Source organism: Burkholderia territorii (genome assembly GCF_902833055.1).
Lineage (GTDB): Bacteria > Pseudomonadota > Gammaproteobacteria > Burkholderiales > Burkholderiaceae > Burkholderia > Burkholderia territorii.
The window spans coordinates 49,417-73,547 of the sequence record NZ_CADFEJ010000027.1 but is presented as its reverse complement, the minus strand read 5'-3'; the positions used below and the strand labels follow the sequence as shown (position 1 = coordinate 73,547).

The following is a 24,131-nucleotide window of genomic DNA, read 5'->3' as shown; positions in this document are numbered from 1 at the left end:
TTGTCACCCGATGCCGTCGCGCCCTGGCCATTCGCCGTCGAGCTCGCACCCGATGCCGTCGAGCCTTGACCCGTGGTCGTCGAGTTGATGCCCGTGGCATTCGCGCCTTGGCCTGCTGCCGTCGACTTGTCACCCGATGCCGTCGAACCTTGGCCGTTTGCGGTCGAGCTCGAGCCCGATGCCGTCGAGCCTTGACCCGTGGTCGTCGAGTTGATGCCCGTGGCATTCGCGCCTTGACCTGCCGCCGTCGAGTTGTCACCCGATGCTATCGAACCTTGGCCATTCGCGGTCGAGCTCGCACCCGATGCCGTCGAGCCTTGACCCGTGGTCGTCGAGTTGATGCCCGTGGCATTCGCGCCTTGGCCTGCTGCCGTCGAGTTGTCACCCGATGCTGTCGAACCTTGGCCATTCGCGGTCGAGCTCGCACCCGATGCCGTCGAGCCTTGACCCGTGGTCGTCGAGTTGATGCCCGTGGCATTCGCGCCTTGACCTGCTGCCGTCGAGTTGTCACCCGATGCCGTCGAGCCATTGCCTAGGGCCGTGGAGTTGTCACTGGAAGCGTTAGAATTCACGCCGATTGCTGTTGCAGCACCACCCGATGCTGCCGCACCGGCCCCAAATACCAACTTTATTGACGAAGTAGGCACTCCACAAGCTAGACCGAGGACCGCGCAGGTGCCTGTTTTTACGGTGTTTACAACTGTATCTACAACAGGCCCCCCAATTGGCGTTAACGCCTTTCCCAGCAACGACCAAACAGCGTCCCACCTATTGGGATCTTGTTGCAGCTGCTGCTCAATAGTCGCGGATGCAGTTGTCCCTGGCGTCCCAACAACTTCAACGGGAACGACTGTCTGTGCCACGGCGGCATTTGTCACCAAAGGGAATATTAAAATGCACGCGACATACCTCGATCCGGAAAACAAATTTGTGCCATTCATCTACTTAAACATCCAAATATAAATAATCATTAACCATCGAACATAAAATTGGCGCATTCCATCAAGGCAAAATAACTCCACCAAGCGCATTAAATATCCCGATTTAATGCAGACGTCACGCCATTACCATCGACACCCACTTTGGAAAAAAGGAAGTGAGTAAGCTGCCGAGCTTTTTTGGATCACCCAAAAATCCCAAATTTGTTCCGGAATCGAGACTGTGTTGATGCAGCCCGCTCGCCGAGATAAGTCGCAGCCACACGAGACCTCGCGTCTGCATTGCTGTCTGCGCAACCGCGCGAAGCAGATAAAATCAACTTCACGCAAGCCCCAGATCGATTCAATATTTGACTTCTATCTCTGCTCAGCCTTCAATTGGCGACGAAAATTGTTGATTGTTTTGCCCCGCATCGAATGTATATCGATCGCCCTACCACCCAAGCGAACAGCAGATATCAACCGATGCAAGCGAAAATTGGATTCGATGAATCATCAGCATGTCAACGCACGCACCGTCATGCCAGGCACGAAACTTCGCTGTAAATGGCGACATTCCCGAGACCATATGGCGACAACACAGGCTCTCTGTTTGGATAGTACTAAACAGACATTGCCCAAACATTGCAGAATTCTCGACCCTCGCGACATCTAATTTGACAAATGCAAATTCGCGCTCACGTTCGATTCACCATGGATTTAGGTCTACCCAATTTCGACAACACCAAAGAAAACCTGAAATCGGTCTCCAAATTCTGTAAAGTTTTTTGTTACCGCTCTTCGGCCCGCCCAGTGCATAAAATTGGTGACAGACCTTAGAGTCCGCATCAAAAAGCACCCATGACCCGATAACTTTCGCGGCAAGCTCTTAGGCATAGGCATAGAAATAACTGAGACCGAAGAGATGGGTGAGCCGATCATCGACGGTGAGCGGAAGGTCCGTTCCGCTTGCCTGTTTTGAATCACGTAGCGCTGACCGGCTCCCCCGTTGATCTCAAAACGAGACGTTGCTGACGCATCCGCTCACCGAGATGAGGACAGCCTCAAGCGGCACGCTCGCGGTTCGACTCCGGAATAGCAGACCGCAGGGACGTACGTGGCCGCTTGCACGGGATGCCGCGTGCTAAGCCGCCAGGAGTTGACCATACCGACTTCGCGCAAGCCGCCGCTAATTCATCATCTATTAGCCCCTTTGCTGCGGACTAAACGTCAGACCAAACATGCTAATCGAGCGCGCCCCAGATCCACGCACCACATCGTCACGGGTGCCAAGACGCTTCACCTTTCGTCATGGCAAGGAAAGGAATAAAACACCAAAAGTGGCTACCGCCAAATGAATCATCAACGAAGCAGACAGAATTTCCTCAGCTGGCTCGTCATCCTTGAAGAACCTAATCCAGCCATCTAAAATTCCTGCGACAAATGCACAAGCAGATATTATTGAAGAAATAAATACTCCGATCTCGGCCGAGCTTGCACTTAAACAACAATCAAACGCCACAAATTCGTCACAAAGCACGCAAATCTGGATTGCGATTATTTCAATACAAACCAACCAAAACATTACAGTTGACACCACCTCACCACCGGGTTTCCCACGTGCACTCGTCATCACCGGGATCTAATCAAACTAACGATGTTTCAATAAAAGAATTTTACGTCGGAAGCATTGCGCGAAAATTGCCCGTCGCTCGGCGCGGCTCTGGTATAGAGCGCAAGCAGTGCGAACTGCTATCAACTCGATTGAGATCGATCAATTCCTGATGCTGTGATGTATTCGTGACCTCCCGGCAGGTCACGAGCGCATATCAACCTGATAGCATGCAGACAACGAGATGCAGCCGGGCCACGTACTGAATTCGGCCATCTCAATTTCGCAATGCTCGCACAATGTTGGCACTGTAAACTATAGCGAAATATCTTGATGACGCAGTGACATCGAGTATGCATTGCACATATCGATTAACAATCTTTTTAATTTATTTGCTTCAATTTAAAACTCAGCGAAATTAACCGCACCCCATTTGAACAATTCAACGCATGACCGGCGCGTTACTGCGAGTTCGTTGACAGGATTTTTCGAATTGATTTGGTGCGAATGTGCGCACGATCCCCGTCGAGTCCTGAGTGAAACTGAAGGAAGTCATCCTAAACGAATCAGCAATCGCAGCAGCCCGGCGCAGTGATTACCTGCCGCCTTCAATGCTGATTGTGATTTGCGCAATGTCTTTAAATGGGGGGCACCTGTGAAACTGCGGACGCGCTGCTGCCAAGTGCGTAACTGCGGGCTTCAATCGGCAGCGCAGTCGCGAATGCCTTCATTGGTAGCGTGGCAACGTGCGCCCCACTACAGCCAGCGCGGCGGCCAGCAGATCCACGGACAACGCATTGGCGTCGACCAATGGCATGACATACGTCGCTGGCTGTACTTGCGCAACCCTTCCATACGGCCGACCGGAAGTGTCGGCTTACCATCAAGGAGCATGAGTTGAAATTTGTCTTTCTCGTTATCACCGTTATCGTCGGTATGTTGTGCGTATCCGTCGCTCATGCCGCCGCATCGAGCGGCAAGGACGAACAGATGGCAACGGGTCAAGCCTATATCGACAAAAGCTTCAGGACGATCGATTCCAACCACGACGGCGTAATCAGTCGCGACGAATGGAACGCGTTCATGACCCAGTATCTGGAGAAGCAGCAAGAGGCATTCGACGTAGCCTTTGACGCAACCGACACGAATCATGACGGCAAGCTTAGCCGTGCAGAGCTACAGGCTGCCAACCCGCCGTTGGCCAGATTCTTCGACCAGATCGACACCCATCACCATGGCTATCTGACCAAAGACGATATTCGCGGCGCGATGTTGAGGAAGATGGACGGCTTAGCGGACTAGTGAGCACCGCGATCACCAAACTTGCCCCCCGCTTCTCCCCCCGATGAGGGGGGAGACAGAGGTATCTAGTTGAAGCGATATTGAGCGTACGCGGCGCAGACTGGGCCGCTGAAGCCCGGTCCTGCGACCGTTTGCTCCGACCCTACTGAAAACGCAACACGCAATGACGGAATTGGTACCAAATCATCTCGAATTCGTATCGCGATCGCCATCCGGACTCAACATATCGACAAACCTATGCGCATCCTGTTGATCGAAGATGAACTCGAACTCGCATCGGCGATCAGCACCGCACTCAACAAACGCAACATTGCCGCCGATTGTGTTTCGAGCCTGGGCGAGGCCCGTTTCGCGATCCGCGAATGCCAGTACAAGGTAGCGCTCCTCGATCGGGGCTTGCCTGACGGCGACGGCCTGTCCGTCATTTCTGACCTGCGAATGGCCGCACCCGGCATCCCGGTTATCGTGCTAACAGCGGCCGGAGCAATCACCGCGCGTGTCGAAGGGCTGGAAGCCGGGGCAGACGACTATCTCGCCAAGCCTTTCTCCATGGACGAACTCGTGGCACGCATTCGTGCACTCGCCCGCCGGTCCCCGGGTCTGCAAAAGCAGATTATCGCAGTCAGCGCGCTTGAGATCGATGTCGTGTCGCTCGTCGCCACCATTCATGGCAAACCATTCGACTTGCCGCGCCGCGAATTGCTTGCCTTGCAAGTGCTGGCCGAGAATGCAGGAAGAACCGTGCGACGCGAAAAGCTTTTCGCACACGTCTACGGTCTCGACGAAGATATCCAATCTAACGCGCTGGACGCACATCTTTCCCGGTTGCGCAGCAAGCTCGCAAAGCGCGGCGCCGGTATCGAGATTCGGCCGATCCGCGGCATCGGCTATTTGCTTTCCACGACTGAATGAACCATTTCCGAAATCTGTCGATTACGCAAAGAATTTCCATCACGCTGATCGGAACCCTGATCACGATCGCCACCGCATCCGGAGTCTGGTCCCTGTTCTACTTTCTGCAAGGGGAATTTTCGGGCTACGTGATGGACGATCGTATCGACGACACCATCCTTAAAGCGGTTACGCGCACTTCCGGCGGCGATCTCGTATTACAACAATCGCCGCAGTTCGAAGCGCTCAAACGCGAAGCGCCTACACTCTGGTTCGTCGTCCGCGACCGAAACGGCGACGAGATCCGCTTCGGCCGCATCTCGCCGGCTTGCGAATCGGTGGTGGCCGCGCTGCCTCGCCTGTTCAGCGGCAGCGCGACGGATCTCAACGATCAGTTCAATCTTTCCTGCAAGATCAAATCGATCCGGACTCATCTCGGCGAGACCCAAATCGCCTACGGAGGCGGCCCACTTCTACCGGCGTGGAAAGCGGTCGCCATCATGGTCATTCACTACCTTGAGGTACCGTTCTTTCTTCCGCTTCTGCTCGTCAACATCATAGTCATTCCACTCGTCGTCGCGACCGCACTCAGCCGACTCAACGACGTCGCCCGGCTCGCACGCTTCGTGAACATCGATAGTCCCGGCCTGCGCTTACCAGTGGACAGATTGCCGCGCGAAATCGCGCCGCTGGTCCGCGCGTTCAACGCGGCACTTGAGCGTCTCGATGCGGGGCGGGCACAACACGATCGCTTTATCGCCAACGCCGCTCACGAACTGCGCACACCGGTCGCGATTATTCGCGCGCGCCTGGACGCCATGGAGGACGGACCGCTGAAACGAAAACTCGAGCAGGATGTCATCCGCCTCGGTGAGCTGTCTGACAATTTGCTCGACCTCCAGACGCTCAAGAACGCTACTCCACGCATGGAACATATCAATCTGGTTGAGCTGGTTCGCGACACGCTGGCAGAACTCGCGCCCGTCGTTCTAACTGCCGGACACGACGTCGAGCTTGTCGACGATGTCGAACAGCTTGACGTGTTTGGAGACCCGACCTCGCTCAGACGCATCATCGTCAATCTCGTCCAGAACGCTACCCGGCATGGTGGCGATGCGGTCACGTTGACCGTTACCGTCCGAGCCGACGCGACGCACGTTCACATGGAATTTGTCGACACCGGTCCCGGGATACCACCTGCCCGCCGCGATCAGATCTTTGAGTCCTTTTCGCGTTATGCGAACAGGAATGTTCCGGGCGCCGGTCTCGGGTTGAGCATCGTTCGGGAAATTGCCCAGATTCATCACGGCAGCGCAATCTATTTCGAACCACCGACACAGGGTGCCGGAATACGCATTAGCCTGCCGCGCACGAATACCGGAACGAATCAGGTTGGCTGAGCCGGCCCAGCGATGCGCTCGAATAACTCAAGCATCGATATCATGAAACAAGACGCAATCGGAAATCGGACTGCTTCCAAAACCATCAGGATACTGAACCGATCATGCCGCTCAGTATCACGCCTCCTTAACGCTTTCCAGCCGTGATGCATCGAAACAAGCTGAATTCACTCCAGCAAAGGAAACAGTCCATGATCTCGACTCCTCACACTGCAGTTGGACTCGTAGCGCTAACTTTGGCACTGTGGTTGGGCGGGTGCACGAGCGATCCTGCGCTCCCCCAGCAGGCCGCAAACCCAGCGCCAACCCAGCGCGTCACGAGTTTCGGCACAATCAACGGGCTCGATCGCAGCGCCACCACCGGTGTCTACGCTTGGCTCGGTATTCCCTATGCAAAGCCGCCGGTCGGCGCGCTGCGCTGGATGCCCCCCGTCGATCCCGCCCCGTGGGCCGGCGTGCGCGCCGCGCAACGGTTCGGGCACGCCTGCGCGCAAGGTGGGGGCTACTACGGCCCCGCGCAGAACGACGCGCCCTATGGCCTCGCGGTGCGAGACGGCTTCGGCAAACCAGTAGGTAACGAAGACTGCCTGACACTCAATATATGGCGTCCCGCGACCGCGCAAGGCCCGCTCCCGGTGATCTTTTTCATTCACGGTGGCAGCAACATTTCAGGATATTCAGCTGATCCGATCTACGACGGGCAGGCACTCGCGAAGAAGGCCAACGCAGTGGTCGTGACGATCAACTACCGCCTGGGTGTCCTAGGCTGGCTGGATTTACCACAACTCAAGACCGGCAACACACTCGTGGATTCCGGCAATTTCGCGTTGCTCGATCAGCAGCAGGCACTGAAGTTTGTGAAAAACAACATCGTGGCGTTCGGCGGCGATCCCGGTAACGTTACGGTGATGGGACAATCCGCCGGTGCGGTCAATGTATGGGCCCTCCTCGTTTCACCGTTGTCTCCCGGATTGTTCCAGAAGGCGGTACCGTTGAGCGGCGGCGTCATGAACGCTTCTCGGGAGAAGGCGCAAAACTACGCGCAGGCATTGTTGACGGCGATCGTCATAGCCGACGGCAAGGCGAGCGATGGCACGTCCGCACGGGCCTGGCTCGCATCGCAGTCAAGCGCGCAGGTAGCCGCGTACCTGCGCAGCATCCCGGCCGAAAAACTGCTCGCGGTGACGATTGCGAACCCGCAACTCGGCAACGCGCCCGCACCAATCGCGGACGGCACCGTCGTTCCAGTAAATGCGATCGCAGCTCTAAAGGCGGGGCGATACCAGAAGGTGCCCGTGCTCGCCGGTAATACGAACAACGAGGGCACGTCGTTCGCAAGTCTGTTCGGCACGCTCTCGCGTACCGGCATTTCTGGATTCAGGCCCAATGACTATGATCGTTTCAGTATGCAGTTCAACTTCGATCCGAATGCGCCGGGCACACTACACGAGGCGGACTTGATCAGTGCGCCGTACCTGCCGACGGCGGCGCTGCCATTCGGATGGAATGCCATGGCCACGCGTGTCACGAAGGCCACATTCCTTGCCGGGGCGACATCGTCACTCGATTCGCTAGCCTCGCAGCAACCCGATAAGGTTTGGTACTACCGCTTCGACTGGAATCAAGAGCCGGCACCGTTCAAAACGGTGTACGGTGCAACACATTCACTGGATCTGCCCTTTATCTTTGCCAACTTCGGCAAGAACCTGTTCGCGTTCGCATACAGCAATGCAAATCAAGCTGGGCGTGAAGCATTGTCGAACGCGATGATCGCAAGCCTTGCGGCCTTCGCGAAGACCGGAAATCCAAACACGCCAGCGCTTCGTGCTACATGGGAGAATTATCCGCGCAAAATGGTGTTGGATGCATCGCCAACGCTACTGCACACCAGCACGCAGTAGACATCTGCAGCTATAACATCGTGGCATGGCTGACGGGCCCGACAATCTGGACAAGTCCAATTGCGCCGATTGTTCTCGAAATCGCATTGGGCATCGACAATTTGATCTTCATCGCGATTCTCGCGACCAAGTTGCTGCCCGCGCAGCGTGACAAGAGACGCATCGTCGATCTCTCGTTCGCGTGCCAATGCGCCTCGGGCTGCTGTCCGTCATGTCATGGTTGCGCAGGTGTGTTCCTGCTATCCCAAGCCACCGCCGAGCTATACGAGCGGCTCGAAGGTATGCCTCGGTCGGCGGCCACCGACAAGAAGACTTTCACAGGATTCTGGCTCGTCGCGATGCAGATCCTCGTCCTCAACGCAGTGTTCTTGCTCGCCGCCGTGATCATCTCCATGGGCATGATGTTGCTCGCGTCGAAGCCACTTACCCGCTTTGTCACCGCACGTCCCACCGTGATGGGGTCGTGCCTGAGCGTTCTTTTGGTGATCGGTCGAAGCCTTGTTGCGGAAGGGTTGAGATTGCATATTGCCATACGCCATCTGCGCGCTGCGATCGAATTCCCGATCGTGATCGAAACGTTCAACCGGTTTGCGTGCCGCAGTCGGCCCAAGTACCAAGCCATGCGACCGATGCGTGAGCACGCCACGGAGGCCATTCTGGCCTCGGTCGGAGTCGGTCGATCCAGCCCGCGGGCAGGCATACAGCAACGTTGCCCTGCAGCCCTTCGCGGATGAAGAACGGGAGTTCCGAGAAAGTTCGCAGCGGATGAGCTCACCAAGAAGTGGGGCCTGGAAGTGGCAAGCTAACCGGCTATCGCGATCTTTTCAGCCCTAGTCCGCTCTGCACGGCCTCGATTCTGGAACTCACGTTGAGCTTTTCGAAGATGTTCTTCAAATGCCACTTCACTGTTTCCGGCGCCACACGCAGTGCTCTACCGACCTCCTTGTTCGATAGCCCGCGTGCAATATGATCGAGTATTTCAATCTCACGGGCGCTGAGCCGATCGGACGGAGCGTTCGACACCTCTGGTACAGTCGCACCAATGTGGCTAGTCCGGTCGTCGAACGCAGCAATCAGACGTTCGACGAACGCCACGTCGAATGATGCCGCATTAGAAGCGGTGCGCCGCCAGCGGTCCATCACGATACGAAGCGCCTCCCCTTCATCGACGAAACTGTTGATCATGCCGGTGGACTGCGCAATACCTAGTGCTCGTTCAAGCGACACCAGTGCGCGGTCTGGCTCTCCGTGCTGCTCAAGCGCCAGCGCAAGCAGTATCGAAACCTGAGCGTTGAGGTACCATCTACCGGCTGCGCCTACCTCGTCGCGCAATTCCTCGAGCAGCACCACAGCTTGGCCCGCGTGACCGTCTGCGATCAGAACCCGTGCACGCATCATGCAATAGTCCGCCCATGTCTCCAGAAAGGTGCCGCTTCCGGGCTTGCGCCGCTCAGGCAGGGCGACGCGCAACGCTTCGGCAGTACGACGAGCCTCGGCGATCCGACCTTCTCTTAAATACAACCGCACGGCCTCGGAGTCACACCCTACCCGGAGGCGCAACCACCGCCGCTTGGCAGCCACCTGACGTGCATCCTCGATCATGGCGAGCGCGGATCCAATGTCGCCATCACGTGCATGGAGTCTGGCTACCGAACGCGTATAACGCAGCAACGCGCCAAGAGGGCACGTCTCCATTGCGATCGCGGCGCGACCGGCCACGATTTCTCGCATACGCGCGAGATCGTCGCGTTCGTAACAAATTGACGCCAGATACCCGGCAGGTAGCGCCGCAGCCGCCGAGTTTCGGTCGAGCACACTTTCGGCGTAGCCGAGCGCAGCTTCGAGAATTCGCATCGCTTCGCGAAAGTCACCCTCTACAAGTGCCGCGAGTCCAAACATGCATTCACGGTAGACGTCCGCATACACCGGAGTCTGCGTTGAGCCGAAATGAGTCGTAGCGAGTCCGCGGACATTTCGCACCTGATCAAAGTCACCTTCGTATAGCAATCCAAAAATTTGCGCCGTTTCCGCAAAGTTGTTGACCCTGGGCATCGCAGGCAACACGGATGCCGATGCGATCGCCGCACGTCCGAGCGCGAGCGCATGCTGACCATCGTCGTCGAAGCCTGCGATGATCGCGCTCACTGCATTGATTTCAACGGGCAGAGCTTCATCGAAAGGTACTTTGTCGCTACCGGATCGGGAGACTTCCGCGGCTATGGATTCAACCTCCTTGGCTGCCTCGTTGGTCTGTAGTGACAGTGCCAGCGCCCATGCCTCCGCGAGGCGCAAGCGCAATCGCCCATGGACGAGATCTGGCGGGAGCTTCGCAATCCAGCCGAGTAACGTACGCACATCGCTGCGATCGACCATTGCCATTGCACAGTTTTCTACCCATTGTCCCGCTTCCGATGTGTCACCGGCCGAGAGTGCGTGCTTCACGGCCTCGGGCCACAGGCTCTGGCTCGCAAACCATCGACTCGCGCGATGATGCAAGGTCTTCAACTCGCCCATGCATTGTCTGGCGAGACGCTGACGCAACGCGTCCGAAAGCAACGCGTGGTATCGGAACCATTGCCGTTCGGCGTCGAGCGGCTGGATGAAAATGTTATGCCGCTCGAGCCAGTCGAGCTTTTCCCAACTGCGCGTCCCGTCGTCCATCAGGGCGTCGCATACATCAGCGCTCAGCCGGTCGAGAATCGACGTACGCAGCAGAAACCTCAGCATGGGTGTCGGCAGATTGGCGAGCACCGTATCGTCAAGGTAGCTGTCGATGCCTAAACGCGCTCCAGAAAGACCTCGTGCCACCTCGCTGGCGTCTCCCGCTTCGTGCAGTGCAATCGACGCGAGCTGCAAACCGGCAACCCATCCCTCGGTTGCCTCGTTCAGCAGTGCGACGCTGGAACGGTCCAGCGGTACCCCGCGCACCTGTCGAAAGAATTCGTGTGCATCGTCATTCGAAAAACGGAGATCTGCAGCACCGATCCGCAAAAGTCTTGAATCAGCACGGAATTGCCCCAACGCAAGGGCCGGCTCGCTACGCCCGCCGAGCAACACGTGAAGATTGTCCGGCGCGTACCGTAACAAGCGCGAGACCAACGCACGAATGGCCTTGGACGTCAGGCGGTCGAAGTCATCAAGTACAAGAAAAACCTGACGGTCGCAAGTGGCGATCTCGTTGAGCAGCACAGAGACGATGGTGCGCACGGGCGTAAGCAGATCGTCACGTAAAAGCTGCTGCGCTTGCTGCACCAACTCGCCCGATGCGCGGGACAGCGCGGCCACCAGATAGGCACCGAACTGCTGCGGGTCGTCATCCTCGTCATCGAGACTCAACCAGGCAACCAAGTGCTTCCTCGCCCGCAACACGCTGCTCCATTCGGCAAGCAGAGTCGTCTTGCCAAAACCTGCGGGTGCGATCACGACAGCCAAGCAGCGGTCGCCTTTCGATCCGAGGCGCTCCAACAGCTCGTTCCGGCGCACGATGCCCGCCGGCAAGCGGGGTGGCACCATCTTAGTCTGGATCAGCGACACGTCCCATGTGCGATCCGAAGTGTCTTTCGGTAATCCCACGCTTGTCCTGATTTCTTGAAAATCTAGCTATGTCATGCTACCACCACATCGCCGGCGGCTGAGGATTTCGCTCCATCCAAGCGCATTTGACCGCACTTTTCATTACCCCCTCCGACGCACCCCAGCCCCTCCCCGGTTCAGGGGCTGTTCCGCCTTGCTCCCGAGCTTACGCTTACAAAAGCACGCGACCGAAGCCGAAAACATGAATGTCTCGCGAGTGGCAATACTCGCGATCAGCGTCGTCGCAATCGTGCTGGGCTTCCTGTTTCAAGGGGCGGAATTTGGCGTTCCTCGTTGCACTCGCCTACAACGTGGCGGTCTCCGCAAACTTCCCGTCCCGGGCTCTCTCGATGTATTGAATGGAATTGACAAGCCGCGGAACAGTCTGGGACGGCCTTGCGAAGTTCGTCTCTTTGGTCGACCTCGTCCTTGTGTCGTTCACGGCCTGGAAAGCCATACTGGGGAACCGACGCCCATCGTCCCCCATGCATCCCGGCACCGCCTTCCCTGCCGCCAGCGTTGTTGTTTCGAAACTGTGCCGCTGTCAACAAGCGGAAACCAAACAAGAGACCTTCGACGATCAGCTGGTGCTCGCCTATTCGGGTTTGGGAACCGACCCTAGCCCACAAAACTGTCCCCTTTGGAAGCGGAAAATTCCGGCATGACTTTGTCATCGAGTCCAGGAGGTCATGCCGTGAAGAAGAGCAAGTTCACCGAAGAACAGATCGCCTATGCGTTGAAGCAGGCCGAGCTGGGGACGAAGGTCGAAGAGATCTGCCGCAAGCTTGGGATCAGCGAGGCGACGTTCTAGAGCTGGAAGAAGAAATTCGCAGGGCTGGGGCCTTGCGAGTTGTGCCGCTTGCGCCAGCTTGAAGAGCAAAACACGAAGTTGAAGCGGCTTGTGGCGCACATGAGCTTGGACAAGGCCATGCTGCAGGACGTACTCGCAAAAAAGCTCTGAAGCCTTCCCGTCGGCGCATGTTGATTGATGAATTGCGTAATCGCTATCGAACCAGCCTGACGAAGACTTGCGCGTTGTTTGGCATGTCTCGTTCGCTGTATCGGTATCGGTCTGTGGCGCGCGATTCGTCGGCGTTGCTCATGCGTGTCAAGGAAATAACCGTCACGCGGGTGCACTAGGGGTATCGACGCGTTCACGAGGTCCTGCGACGGGAAGGCTGGCGAGACAATTGCAAGCACGTCTACAGGCTGTATCGTGCGGAGGGCCTGTCACTACGGCACAAGCGGCCACGACGTAACAAATCGGCTCTGCTGCGACAGCCCAAGCACATTGTGACCCCGATCAACGAAATCATGGATTTCGTTGCAGATGCACTGTTCGATGGACGACGTCTTCGGACTCTGACCGTTGTCGACAACTACACACGGGAATGTCTAGCCATCGAGGTCGGACAAAGTCCGGCGTGAGTTACGAATTTTAAGAATTATTGCATCAATTAATTACGTGCGAATCCCGATGCGGAACGTCAAGCACCACGCCTTGATTCAATATTGAACAACATCAACTACTCACGACGCAAAATTAACCCCATGAGACTTCAAAACATGCCATCTCAACTTGTGCATCCTAAATTTAACCGATTTATTGCAGCACAGCGATAGAAGGAAGACGCAGGGCCTGTCAAGGCTCAAACCAAATTCACACAAATGGCAGATGAAATATTTTACTGACCGCGGGAGCCATTAGCGACCGGATTGACCAGTTGCTTCAGTTCGAATAATCTCCTGTCCTTGCCGCGTATCCATAAAGGTTCGCGCCCAACCCCGCTCCACGTCCGACCCGTTTCGGGGTCGTAGTACTTGGGGTATCGCTTCTTCCGCATCGAGAACACGTCTTCCGGCTTAAAATTGAATTCCGCCACACATTCACGTACCTGCCGAAGAACACTATCAGCTATTTTCAGCCGCTCCTGTTCGAGTGCCTCCTCAATGGATTCAACGTATTTTTTGTAGTCCCGATAGGCCTTCATAAAATAAGCTCCAAGGTAATTTGGTTTGTGCATTTCCATATCCGCATCGACACGGCCCCAATATAAAATCAGAATAACTAAATATCAGAGCCGAAAAACTCGAAGCATGCATGGCACAAAGTCCCATGCATTAAATTTTATGAAAAATACATTGCGATAACGTTACCAACACAGCACGTGTCTACCGTCACTCGGGATGAAACTGCAAAACATGTATAAATCAAATTACATCTAAAAATATCCAATGTGCGTGATCCAACTCCGGGCGCTCACACACTTGGAAAACCACTTCCCGCTGATCAATTAGGGACACACAGACGGGTGGGTTCGCATGTTGTTGACGTAGGTAAACGTCAATCGCCAATCAGTAACCCTACCGCCAGAATCCTTCAAGTTCCACCGCAGCATTTTCCGTGATCGACGTCCTGCCTCCCAGTGACGCGTAGCGGGTCGGAACGGCGGATTTGGCCGGCGGAGCCCGATCGCGATCCCGCGGCGCGGTGCGTCGATGACGAACGTGTCGAGCAGCTCCGGCACGTAGTGATCGATGTAATTGGCGCGCGTTGCATCGATGGTCATGGCCCCCCGTCCGGAATGTGCCGCAGGTGACGTCTGACGTGCGCCTTGCCGAGGAACACACGTCCTTACGGACCGTCAGCTGGAGGTGGTCGTCGTGCTGCGCGAGCGTCACCGGGCTCTTCTGGTTCGCGAGTGAGATGGCCAGTACGCCGCACGCGAGGTCGCGCGCGATGCCGGACAGCAACTCGACCGCAGCATGCCGACGATCATCGCGGCGAATGGTGCGAATGCGGCGTGCCCCTGTTTCACCACCACGCTGAACAGCGTCTGCTTCGCCCGCTTGGAACCCGTGTGGATCAGGATGCGGTCGGGCTCGCGAGCGGGATCAGGTTGCTCATTCCTGTGAGCGCAAACATGCTGGCTAGCAGCACCCCGTGATGATCGCCGACATCCGGCTCCGCGCACTCGCGTGGACGTTGACCGAACTGAATACGATTACCGACGTAATCGGCCGCCCGTCGAGCCTGAACGATATTGCCGGCACCCTGCTCCTTGAAATCGCGGTCCGGCTGCGTCGGTCGGTGTGTCGGGTCGATCTGTTCGATCGCCTCGAAGCTCAACTGCCGTTCGATGCTGGCCACGGACCGCGAGCGTAATCGCGACGCGCCACACGTCCGAATTGACCGGCGGCACAATATTCGTGCCGAATTCTGCATGCGTGAATCAGACCGCAAATGTGACAAACGATTCGCGTTCTGGCAGCCTCGGGCTCAACCGCCGATGCGGGTCAATAAAGGAGCTGATGTTTTCGGTATTCCCCACATGCAACGATCGGCGGGGAGTCACCCGCGCCAAGGATAGCGTCGGACGCTATTTATATAGAGGAAGATCTACGGATGTGGTAAGTCGTGCAGACGCATGGCTTACTTCCGGCCCGGCACAGTGACAATCGTCATCGATGGTGCACACTTGACACGAACCCGCCTCGACCATGGCTGAAGGTATCCAGTTTGGCGTCCGTGTGATCCGATCGGCTCACACGAGCATACAACACGTAAAAAAAGACGACCGGCGAACCGGCCGTCAAAGAAGGCCCTGGCGCGCACGGAGGGGCGCTCCAGAACTCGGGCCAACGAGCTGTACAGCGCTCTCGGAAAATGCGATCTGATGTGCGCGTCACCAGATACATTCAGGTAGATGGAACTCCGAAGCGATGATTGATCAGAAGCCTTCTCATCCCCAAACACCTCGACACCAGAGGTTTCTGGACGACAGCACCAACTTCGAGAAGTTACTATCGGCGCGCCAAATGATGCCTGATGTCAGGTTATCGGCCGAACGCCCGCGCGGTGATATGCCCGCACAATGAACGAGTCGACCAATACATGCTTCAACTGCGTATCGTCGGACACTATGCGAGCCACTCTGTCCCACACACCACTATGACGCCACCGCCAGTAGCGCAAGTAGACCGTTTGCCATCGACCGAACTCCTGAGGCAAATCGCTCCACGGTCTACGTGTTCGGGCAACCCAGAGAACAGCCTCGACAAAACAACGATTGTCGGCTCCCGTACGCCCCGGATCACATGGTCGGCCCGGCAGCACCGGTTCGATTTGAGACCAAATTTCGTCATCCAATAACGCTTGAATCATTTCATCCAGTCCGTGCAAGAGACGAGGTCCAACTCAATCTGTCGGTCGAAAATAGACCCTAGAATGTGTAGCTAACAATCGTAGCGAGATTCAGCGTAACACGTCGGGATACTATCGGACTGTCGCCGACGTCACCGACTAAGCGTGTTACCTGCGCTGCCGTAGAAATCGACCTATGTCGATCGAACATATGCGTCCACGTCAAACCAAAATCGATCGCATTAATTCCCCCACCTAAGTCGTACTGTCGAAATCCAGACGCTACGCTTTGTGAAGCGGTTACGCCCCACATCGTAGCGTTATATTTCTCGGAGCCAATATGTATAACTGAATTTGTAGTCAGTACGTCCGTTGACGTAATCATCAATGGCACCTTGAGCGCGGCGCGCCAAGAATTACCGACACTACGTTGGCTGAATGGCACATCCGCTGCAACACTCACCGATCCCGCGCCCATGAATCGGTAGCCTGCAGCCACGATCAGAACAGCAGCATTTGGTACGTTACCCATTCCGCGCAAGGCGTCCGAACCGCTTGCATAGCCTACGTTGTGGTCCCTTCGGCCGACGGCATAGTTGATGGTCCCATCGATGTAGAAGTTTTGCGGGAAGTCGAGTTTGTACCCTACGCCGCGCGTCGTATCGAGGTAAAAACCCGATGAGGACGTCACGTTCAGATACGGAATCGGCACGAACCGATACTCCCCGCTACCAAGGTACCGAGGTGCCACACCACCACCGGCACCGATCGTGACATCATATCCATTTGCAAACACTGCGAACGATACGGCGATACCCATAAGCACCGCGAATGAATTGAAAATATGGCGTAACTTCATTTACCTTTCCGAATATATACTATCGATCTCCGGCACGATAATCCGGCAGACGTGTACTGCTGCTACATGTAAGGCCGATGCACACAACACCCGAAGAAGCAGTTGAATTTATATTCGGATCCTATCGAGAGAACATTGTATGAACATTACCGCGTGAGCATGCCGGATGGCGCGACCGCACACACGCGATTCGATGCTCCTTATTCGAGGGCCATTTGGGCCGACATATAGGCTCTATCAGGCTGTTGAAATTGGATTCGATGTAACGAACGCTGCAGGCGATGCGTTAGAGATAACGGGTTCATGATCTTAGGCAGACGAGAGCGATGCGCGGAATGGAGAGGTGCAAGAGCCGCTGTTCACGACGACGAAGCTGGAAGACTTCGTGCCTGCCGATAACCCGTTGCGGCCGCTCCGGCTGCAGGTCAATCAGGCACTGAAACGGCTCAACGGGTTGTTCAGCATAACTACGCGAACAGCGACCGTGCGTCGATTTCACCAGAGAAGCTGTTGCGTGCGCTGTTGCTGCAGGTGTTCTACTCGGTACGCAGCGAGCGCATGCTAATGGAGCAGATGCGCTACAACCTGCTGTTCCGCCGGCTTGTTAGGCTGGCGATTGAAGACGCAGTCTGGGATCACGCGGTGTTCCCGAAGAACCACGATCATCTGCTCGAGCACGAAATGGTAGATCTGTTCTTTCCCGAAGTCATGAGCTTGGCCGGCAAGCAAGGATTGCTGTCCAGAGAACACTTCTCCGTCGATGGCACGCTGATCCAGGAGGGGGCCAGCACAAGAACTTCCGGCCCAAGGACGGCTTGGACGAGCCGCCGGCCGGCGGTGGCCGTAAGGTCGGTACCGACTGGAAGGGCAAGCGGCGCAGCAACGACATGCAGCATCGAGCACCGATCTGGACGCGGCCCCGTTGCGCAACGGGGCGGCAAAGCAGAGCCATCCTTTGTTATCAGGGGCACATCCTGATGGAAAACCGCTCAGGCTCGATGGTCGGCGCAGTGGTCAGTCACGACGTCCGCACCTTCGCCTCCCCTTTCACAGAGGCTTCGTTCGCGATCCCACTATTCGCAACGAACGTGTCGTTTACGCGGATCTTCTCCGCAATTTCTCGCGCATAGCCATCCGCATGCAAAAGTCGTCAGAAGAAGCCGGTCCACTGCCGTAAAAATCACCCGTGCCGTCGTCATAGTCATGTTTTCCGCATTGCATGCATCCATCTCGACCAGACCCTTGATCATACCGTCGTCAGTCGCGCGGCGAAACATGGAAACCATCGGCCACCCCCGCTTCTTCGGACCGGCAATGCTCCCACAATGTGTGCGTCATAGACTCTCAGCTGCGTTTAATCGAACCGCGCCAGGAGTTATCGAGGCCGGATGGTTCAGGCTAAGGCAGGTTTTTCGGTACATAGGCACTCTCGCGAACGATTCATGTCGGATGGGTACTCCCTAAATAACCTAGTTTCGACCTGCTTCTTTCCCATTCCGCCAGAGGATTTCCCACAGATTCACCGCATCGCATTTCCACTTTTCTCACGTGACCCCGTTCAGACGATTCCAAGGTGAACCATTGGTGAGCAGAGGCCATACCTCGTACGTGCGCGTATTCGGCGTTGCGACAGCATTCGGAATCGCCGCTGCCAAGAAACTGGAAGTCTATTTCGTGCAAAAAGCTCAACACACACGCTTCACCTTATCTCCCCGGAACAGGATCGCGAGCTTCGGAAGCACTCGCGAGCTTTCCGAAATGACGCCCGTGGCGAGCATGGTTTCTGCGTTATCGGAGGCAATGTCGGCGCCTTCAGCACCCGTGAAGGCGCCTGCGGCAGAGCCTTAGTTGGCGCGAGTCAGAATTTACGGAGTCGACACAAACGCTTGGCGAATGTCTCGATCCACACCGACGCGCAATCACGCAAGGGGTGAATTCAAAGTGCGCCACCGGCTATGTTGATAAACCTCAAGCCAGCGTGTGAGCGCCTCGCGCTCATCGCGGGTCATCACATCAAGTAGCGCGGCGGGTACCGGTTCATCGGCGCGAAACGTACCAATGACCTGTTCGCGCGAACACGCTCTGGCGGATGGCTCCTCGGGAGAAGCGACGCGCAGCACCTTAATGAGACTCCCTTGTTCTCGAATATGCATCGCTCGCCTCCGCGAATTCAAAAAATAGTCACTCTGACATACCTATCCAGCGAGTCATGGATCACTTAACGAAACCAGCCAACATTACCCATCCACAAACGTCCGTTGTTAGCCGCATAGCTCTGTGGCGTTCATTGTCGTATAAGCGAGGGAACCCACCGGCCCTGCCGCAGGAGTCGTCAAATGCATCAGCATGTCTTTGTGAATTTGCAAACCCCTTCTGACACGGAAGCTCGCAAACGACTGATACCCTACAAAAAAGACATTACCCCAACATTACCAATGCTGCGCACCGAAAGCGAACAATTGGACTGTCGTTGACATTTCCTTGCGTCTTGCCTGAACATGACTCACTGTTTCGATTCGCCTGCGATATCAATATGACTCTTTTATCTACTTTTGTCCTCTGGAAATGCCCTATGCGTTCATGTAAATCTGCAAGGCTAACGGCGTCGATCCATATCCTTGCCTCAATCAGCTACTCGGACGATTTCGACGGGCAAAGGCTGTCGATAGCTGCGTAGCGCTGCAATTCACGGATAACGCGGCTACGTATCTGCACTTCGATTACATCCATTCTTTTAAGGGCAATTCAAGCAGACTCGCCCGCTACGCCCGTTTAACGGCAATTCCATCAACTTCAAATAGCGGAAAACATTTAATGAAGATCATCAATAGAATACTATCAGCCGGAATTCTTATATGCGGACTATTACTATCAGCCGCCACATTCGCAACATCGTTTGACCCTCGAAATGCGACATATCCGCTCGGTGACTGTGCTCATTTGGGACTACCGCCTGTTGTCCAAGTGAAGAATGGTCTATTCACCATGCCTGGAGACGATCCTAATTCAGTGAAAGTGATAGACGTAATGCGCGGCGTCTTCGATGGTCATGCGAACGAGCAGTACTTCATTGTCGTGTTGTCGTGTCAGTTGTGGGGAGCAAACTATACCTACACCGAATATTTCGTACTAGGCAAGGACGGGACGTTGATCGATCGACTCGACGAAACCCGGATTAACGACGACTACGTGCGCGCCGTCGGAAACGACGGTGGACTCTGGGGTGACGATGATTTCGCATTCAAGAATGGAAAACTAACAATTATCAAGCCTGCAGGCGGATCCCACGCGGAACCGAAATGGACGGTAACGGTAACTTATCAGCTTGACAAGCTAAATCAGCTTAGATTGCGCGGCGTTCCAACACGTAGAGTTATTAAGCATAGAAGCAAGACCACTTAACTGCTCAACCCAGAGAAGTCATCTCATTTTTCAGATCGCTGTTTTTCCGTACATTGGATCTCGCAGCGCCTAGCGGTACCGTGCGATCGAACGTGCGTCGACGATAACCAGCAAAGTCCGTTGGGATGCCGCTCGCGGGGGCCGAATTCGCACTTTCGTTTATCGTAACCACTCTCTATCTCCTCCGCGAGATACCCGTTTTGGCGAGTCAACATTGCGAAAGATGCGGTGAGCGTACGCCCCCAATCAAGCTGTGTGTGCGGACATCGCGAACTCATGATGTTGCTTTCACGTTTTCTCGCGTGGGCTGCACATAAATTTCTGTCTGCATCTGTGGTGCTACCACGACGTCGACGTCCGAGGCTGAGCGTTGTTTAGATGGGGCGTTTTTATTGTCTGGCCTGCGTCATTAGTTGAAGCGGGCAGCGGCGACCAGTTAAGAATGATTGACGTCTCCGAAGGCTCATTTCCTTCAATCTCGCCCAAAATGGACGCCAGTGGGGATGGGGTTGCTCGCATCATTTTTCGAACTGTCACAAGCATTACAAAACACCTTCGATCAAAATAGAGAAATTATGGCTATTACCAAGATTGACCCGAAGAGCGCCTTGATCGCTGTCGATATGCAGAAAGGTATTCTTGCCATGGCGGCCCCGACTGATGTGGAGCGTATAGTCGCCAAGACTACCGAGTTGGCCAACACGTTCCACGAACTAGGGCTCCCCGTTGTATGGGTACATGCATTAGGCCTGCCGAACGGCCGGGTTGAGTTCAGTCCCGCCGTGGGGAAGCCACAACCCGACTTCGCGGAGCTGCACGAAGATCTCCCCGTCAAGGAGGGTGACCTAAGAATTTGGAAGACGACTACTAATGCGTTCTTGTCGCAGGAGCTTAACGCGCTACTTGAGAAATTCGGCATCACCAACGTGATTATCGCCGGGATTGCCTTGGGTGGCGGCGTCGAATCCACGGTACGTGCAGGTTTCGATGCTGGCTATTCGATGACCGTCGCGTGCGACGCCACTGCGGACCCCATGCAGGGTCGCGCCGAGGCCGTGATGAAATTCACCCTACCGATGTTCAGCGAATTGGGCAACACAGAGAATATTCTAAGGGCGCTGCGTAGTTCTCATGCCTGACAGCTGGAGTGGCCCCACGTATCTGAGGACACGAGGACTCTCTTAGAATAAGGGATAGTCATGTGCCTACAAGTTGGCCTATTCACTACAGGAAAGTATCGAAATACTAGCCGCATCGGAGCGCCGTCGTCGGCGCAAGGCGGGGCTGAGGACTCGCTTACCCTGTCCGACGACGGCACGCCGTTGCACGTAACGTTCGATCTGAACTGCCGCGAACGGCAGGCAATTGGCTGAGTGGCGACAACCGCGGACATAGCGGTGATTTGGTGCTCGACGTGGTGCTGGCCGCCATCGTTCGGCGCTTCGGCACCACGCATGCCGCGCAACTAATTGAATGGCTGTCGGATCGAGTCCATCTCGGCAAACTACCTCAGCGAATCGCTCGAATCATATGTTCCGATTCAGCCATCAGTCTAAACCAACGTGTGAAATGTGACTCCGTGGATTTGCAATTTTGATGCAACGTTTGATCTATAAAATCACATTGCTGCCTGAATGAGCCATTCTTGCGACGCAGGGATTATTTTATGTGCCACGCGCTTTCTTCGTGGACGTATCTGGCCTCCTCGCGCCGGATACTTTTGCGCGGTGGTGTGAGCCACCGTGCTTTTTTTGAAAGCTCAAACTCACACGATTCTGTTGGCAAGCACACTTGGATACCGCGCCGTTCTATTGCGGAAGGAACACTGCGATGCAGAGCGCAGTCAAGTGATCCCGGGTTGCGGCAGCACTTGCTTGCCTTCTATCCATACCGGTTTATGCGGCAATGACAGCCTTCAGTCCGCAGCTCATCGGTACCGATGTCTGCCACCGATGACAAATCTCTGCAAATTGCATCATCGTGACTTTTGCTTCGATTCATCCGCAACATCGATGCAGCACGATGCAGGATAATTTGCTTTTAAAAATGCGAAAGTACACTGCTACCACTCAACTCGACGCTGATAAAATTCTCTCCGTCATGAAACGTGGAGGTCGATATACAGCAACCGCCCTAAGTAACGCTGCCAAAATTTCCATCTCGCGCCTGCCTCAAGCGCTCAATCATTTAATCGATACGCGCCGCATCGTTTGCCACGTCAGCGGTCAGCGCAATCAGTATTCTCTCCTTAAAACCGACGGTACACCCGCGACACCGGAACTCGCCGGTGGATTGCAGACCCACTTGACCGGATACGACCAACAGATGCGCCGGTTCGTGGCCTTATGCATGCTCACGCGCCCTCCTGTCCGTACAACTCAATCTCGCGACGCGATGGGTGGGCAATCTGCTCCGCCCAACCCAAAAGGGAAGCAGCTAAAGTCGTAGTCTCGAGTCGCCTTCGCGACAACGCCCAAGGAGGAAGCCGTCCGCCTGCTTCGCCGGTGCAATCTAGCGCACCGTGCCCCACGCCTGCGGCGGGATTTTGTAGCCCAGGCAGTGAGTCTCGCGTCGATATCGTCGGAATCCAGACAGGCTCGACGGACCGCGGCCGGAGGTTGGTAGCCGTGAGCACTGTGGGGCCGACGCTCGTTATAGAACGGCCGCGTTCGATGAGCACCTTGGCCTCGGCGCGGCTGCGGAACTATTCTCGTCTTAGCAATTCGCCTCGCAGTTTGCCGTTGAAGCTTTCGACGAATCCGTTTTGCCATGGATTGCCAGGCGCAATGAAGGCCGGACCGATTGCAGCGTCTCGCAGCCAATGCATGACCTTGGCAGCGGTAAATTCGGCGCCGTTGTCCAACCGAGCAGACGCAGGCTTGCCGTACAGCCGCATGAGTCGCGATAGCGTCAAGATCACGTCCTGCGATCGTAGGCTGGGACCAACCTCGATCGCCAGGCACTCGGGGGTATTCATCGATCATGCAAAGCATCTTCGGCGGCTCAGTCGCCGGTCGCGACACGCCTTGCGTTGCGACAGCCCCGGCCGACTCAGGACTTCCAGCGCTTCGCGCTGGCCCGTCGAGGCGGTCATTTTTTGGCTGAACTCCTTCAGGCCGCCGATTCAGCATCTCCTCGGCGATCCGCCGCTTGAGCCGATCGTTCTCCGATTTCAGCTCTTTGAGCCGATGCGCGTTAGCCATCTCCATCCCGCCGAAATTATTGCGCCAACGATAGAACGTCTGTTCCGAGATGCTGTGGCGCTTGCATAGATCCTTCACCGGCTCATCCCGGCTCTCGGCTTCGCGCAAGATGCGGATGTGTTGATGTTCACCGGAAATTTACCCACTTTTTCATCTAAAACTGACCCAGCCCTCATACATCAGAAACGCTACTTTTGTGCGTCGATCTTTTCGTCTTCAGTGGGTTTGCTTGATGTTTTTCTCGGGGCAGCCCGTTTTGTGGGCTGCCCCGCCGTGCTGTTCTTGAAGCGCCACGAATCGTTCCCCGTTTCGACTATGTGGGACTGGTGCATCCGCCGGTCGAGCAGGGCCGTCGTCATCTTCGCATCGCCGGAGACGTTCGACCGCTCGGGGAAGCTGAGATTGATTGTAACGATGATGCCCGTTCTCTCGTAAAGCTTCGAGAACCGATGGAAGAGCAAGGCCCAGCCGGTTTGCGTGAAGGGCAGATAGCCATCTGACAGTCGATCGAGCGGACTGCTCGCTCAGCGAGCTCTGCTTTCAACAAGGCTTGCATGAACGCCTCCGGAGCAAAATCGTTGTGCCTGGCCTGAGTCAGCAGTTCCGGCCACGTTCGGGCCATACCGTGCAGCTTCAACACCCTCAGTTGGGCGGCAGTTTCATTCGACATGACCATCCTCCCGTTTGGACGTGGACGGAACTGTTCGTAGCGGTGAACGTCAGCCAATGGCTCGATTTGCAACGTCAGCGCAGTTCTTCACCGGATGGCCGGCAAGGGTCGCGCCGACCTGGCTCGAGTAGACGTCGAGCTCATGCTGGTCCTGCGTGCTTTCCCGTGTGAAAACGATGTAGGTTGCCACGATATGCGCTCCTGATGAATTGCGAAAAAGGGGACGCCACGCTGCCCAACCCGAGAATTCCGCGTGG

General features: G+C 55.8%; 15 protein-coding genes and 8 pseudogenes. 11 read left to right on the top strand and 12 right to left on the bottom strand.

Annotated features, from left to right (window positions below; all coding sequences use genetic code 11):
• Together HW466_RS31720 and HW466_RS28485 are read right to left on the bottom strand one after the other, a co-directional pair.
• Positions 1-572, bottom strand: a pseudogene (locus tag HW466_RS31720) (hypothetical protein); the annotation flags it as partial.
• A 1,654-nt stretch (positions 573-2,226) separates the two neighbouring features.
• Complete coding sequence (locus tag HW466_RS28485; protein ID WP_170296613.1) at positions 2,227-2,550, bottom strand: hypothetical protein; 324 nt, start codon at positions 2,548-2,550, stop codon at positions 2,227-2,229.
• 876 nt (positions 2,551-3,426) lie between these two features.
• On the opposite strand from HW466_RS28485, the gene HW466_RS28480 reads away from it, so the two are divergent.
• The 5 genes from HW466_RS28480 to HW466_RS28460 all read left to right on the top strand — a co-directional run bounded on the left by HW466_RS28480 (position 3,427) and on the right by HW466_RS28460 (position 8,757).
• Complete coding sequence (locus HW466_RS28480) at positions 3,427-3,831, top strand: EF-hand domain-containing protein (protein WP_151003256.1); 405 nt, start codon at positions 3,427-3,429, stop codon at positions 3,829-3,831.
• 237 nt (positions 3,832-4,068) lie between these two features.
• Entirely contained in the window at positions 4,069-4,743 is a 675-nt protein-coding gene (locus HW466_RS28475) for a response regulator transcription factor (protein ID WP_060348961.1), read from the top strand.
• Entirely contained in the window at positions 4,740-6,122 is a 1,383-nt protein-coding gene (locus HW466_RS28470) for a sensor histidine kinase (protein WP_060348960.1), read from the top strand. Before HW466_RS28475 ends, HW466_RS28470 begins: the two co-directional genes overlap by 4 nt.
• Positions 6,123-6,313: 191 nt before the next feature.
• Entirely contained in the window at positions 6,314-8,023 is a 1,710-nt protein-coding gene (locus HW466_RS28465) for a carboxylesterase/lipase family protein (RefSeq protein ID WP_170296614.1), read from the top strand.
• Between the two features lie 20 nt (positions 8,024-8,043).
• The gene (locus HW466_RS28460; RefSeq protein ID WP_170296615.1) at positions 8,044-8,757 is read left to right on the top strand and encodes a TerC family protein; all 714 of its coding nucleotides are present in this window, start codon (positions 8,044-8,046) and stop codon (positions 8,755-8,757) included.
• A 76-nt stretch (positions 8,758-8,833) separates the two neighbouring features.
• Here the strand turns inward: HW466_RS28460 and HW466_RS28455 are convergent, their stop codons facing one another.
• Entirely contained in the window at positions 8,834-11,557 is a 2,724-nt protein-coding gene (locus HW466_RS28455) for a winged helix-turn-helix domain-containing protein (RefSeq protein ID WP_244138242.1), read from the bottom strand.
• A gap of 398 nt (positions 11,558-11,955) precedes the next feature.
• On the opposite strand from HW466_RS28455, the gene HW466_RS28450 reads away from it, so the two are divergent.
• Together HW466_RS28450 and HW466_RS28445 are read left to right on the top strand one after the other, a co-directional pair.
• Entirely contained in the window at positions 11,956-12,261 is a 306-nt protein-coding gene (locus HW466_RS28450; RefSeq protein WP_151003260.1) for a hypothetical protein, read from the top strand.
• Between the two features lie 29 nt (positions 12,262-12,290).
• Positions 12,291-13,015: pseudogene (locus tag HW466_RS28445) on the top strand (transposase); the annotation flags it as partial.
• 266 nt (positions 13,016-13,281) lie between these two features.
• Here the strand turns inward: HW466_RS28445 and HW466_RS28440 are convergent.
• The 4 genes and pseudogenes from HW466_RS28440 to HW466_RS28425 all read right to left on the bottom strand — a co-directional run bounded on the left by HW466_RS28440 (position 13,282) and on the right by HW466_RS28425 (position 16,599).
• Positions 13,282-13,587, bottom strand: coding sequence for an H-NS histone family protein (locus tag HW466_RS28440; RefSeq protein WP_060346083.1), 306 nt, complete (start codon positions 13,585-13,587; stop codon positions 13,282-13,284).
• Positions 13,588-14,019: 432 nt separating this feature from the next.
• Positions 14,020-14,823: pseudogene (locus HW466_RS32030) on the bottom strand (SulP family inorganic anion transporter); the annotation flags it as partial.
• A 605-nt stretch (positions 14,824-15,428) separates the two neighbouring features.
• Positions 15,429-15,761, bottom strand: a complete 333-nt coding sequence (locus tag HW466_RS32355) for a transposase (protein WP_151003263.1) — start codon at positions 15,759-15,761, stop codon at positions 15,429-15,431.
• Positions 15,762-15,819: 58 nt separating this feature from the next.
• Positions 15,820-16,599, bottom strand: a complete 780-nt coding sequence (locus HW466_RS28425; RefSeq protein ID WP_151003264.1) for a MipA/OmpV family protein — start codon at positions 16,597-16,599, stop codon at positions 15,820-15,822.
• 326 nt (positions 16,600-16,925) lie between these two features.
• Between HW466_RS28425 and HW466_RS28420 the strand changes: the two are divergent.
• A pseudogene (locus HW466_RS28420) lies at positions 16,926-17,675 on the top strand (transposase); the annotation flags it as partial.
• 843 nt (positions 17,676-18,518) lie between these two features.
• On the opposite strand, the gene HW466_RS28415 reads toward HW466_RS28420, so the two are convergent.
• Positions 18,519-18,752: a hypothetical protein gene (locus tag HW466_RS28415; protein ID WP_081084318.1), complete on the bottom strand. Its 234-nt coding sequence runs from the start codon at positions 18,750-18,752 to the stop codon at positions 18,519-18,521.
• 661 nt (positions 18,753-19,413) lie between these two features.
• On the opposite strand from HW466_RS28415, the gene HW466_RS28410 reads away from it, so the two are divergent.
• From HW466_RS28410 to HW466_RS28400, 3 genes are all read left to right on the top strand, one after another.
• Positions 19,414-20,001 (top strand): hypothetical protein, encoded by a 588-nt coding sequence (locus tag HW466_RS28410; protein WP_151003266.1) that lies wholly within the window; start codon positions 19,414-19,416, stop codon positions 19,999-20,001.
• A 503-nt stretch (positions 20,002-20,504) separates the two neighbouring features.
• Positions 20,505-21,140, top strand: a complete 636-nt coding sequence (locus HW466_RS28405) for a cysteine hydrolase family protein (RefSeq protein WP_203385206.1) — start codon at positions 20,505-20,507, stop codon at positions 21,138-21,140.
• 841 nt (positions 21,141-21,981) lie between these two features.
• Positions 21,982-22,449: a hypothetical protein gene (locus HW466_RS28400; protein WP_170296612.1), complete on the top strand. Its 468-nt coding sequence runs from the start codon at positions 21,982-21,984 to the stop codon at positions 22,447-22,449.
• Between the two features lie 107 nt (positions 22,450-22,556).
• On the opposite strand, the pseudogene HW466_RS28395 reads toward HW466_RS28400, so the two are convergent.
• The 4 pseudogenes from HW466_RS28395 to HW466_RS28385 all read right to left on the bottom strand — a co-directional run.
• A pseudogene (locus HW466_RS28395) lies at positions 22,557-23,342 on the bottom strand (integrase core domain-containing protein); the annotation flags it as partial.
• 50 nt (positions 23,343-23,392) lie between these two features.
• Positions 23,393-23,716 (bottom strand): annotated as a pseudogene (locus HW466_RS28390) (ATP-binding protein); the annotation flags it as partial.
• Positions 23,717-23,758: 42 nt separating this feature from the next.
• Positions 23,759-23,826 (bottom strand): annotated as a pseudogene (locus tag HW466_RS32020) (hypothetical protein); the annotation flags it as partial.
• A gap of 133 nt (positions 23,827-23,959) precedes the next feature.
• Positions 23,960-24,064 (bottom strand): annotated as a pseudogene (locus tag HW466_RS28385) (DUF1330 domain-containing protein); the annotation flags it as partial.
• Between the last annotated feature and the right edge of the window lie 67 nt (positions 24,065-24,131).